The sequence below is a fragment of the Pseudomonas sp. 51_B genome (assembly GCF_017491595.1).
Taxonomy (GTDB): domain Bacteria; phylum Pseudomonadota; class Gammaproteobacteria; order Pseudomonadales; family Pseudomonadaceae; genus Aquipseudomonas; species Aquipseudomonas promysalinigenes.
Genome location: NZ_JAFGYW010000248.1, coordinates 1 through 490, shown reverse-complemented (window position 1 = coordinate 490; position 490 = coordinate 1). Strand labels below are relative to the sequence as shown.

The 490-nt window shown below is 59.6% G+C and carries 1 protein-coding gene; it reads right to left on the bottom strand.

What is annotated here, in order from left to right; translation table 11 throughout:
• The coding region (locus J5M56_RS24660) for an SDR family oxidoreductase (RefSeq protein WP_207938019.1) at positions 1–490 on the bottom strand (490 nt) is incomplete at both ends.

Genomic DNA, 490 nt, shown 5'->3' with positions numbered 1-490 from the left:
CTCGCAACCTCGCGAGGCTCGCCAAAACGTCCCAAGGACGACAGGCTCCGCTGAAAGTCGCCGGCGGGGCCGAAGGCTGGATTTGCGTCGGTGTCGACCGATCCCGGCTGAACAAGATTAACGGTTATGCCGGTGGGGCCGAGTTCACGTGACAAACCCCGGGTGAATGCGAGCAACGCCGACTTGGACATTGCATAGGCTGTTACACCCGCAAAGGGCACCCGCTCTGCCAGTCCCGAGCCAATTGTGATGATTCTTCCGCCAGCGGGCAGATGCGGGATGACCGCCTTTGCGAACAGGACGGGGCCTCGCACGTTGATATCCATCAGTGCTTGATAGTCGTCTACATCAATGTCGGCGATCATTCCGTTCAAGCCGATAGCCGCGCTATTGACGAGAATATCGAGGCCGCCCAGCGTCGAGATGGCCTGCGCGACTGCGCATTCAATGGCTTGCGGGTTGGCACTGTCGGCTTGAATCGTGATAGCAC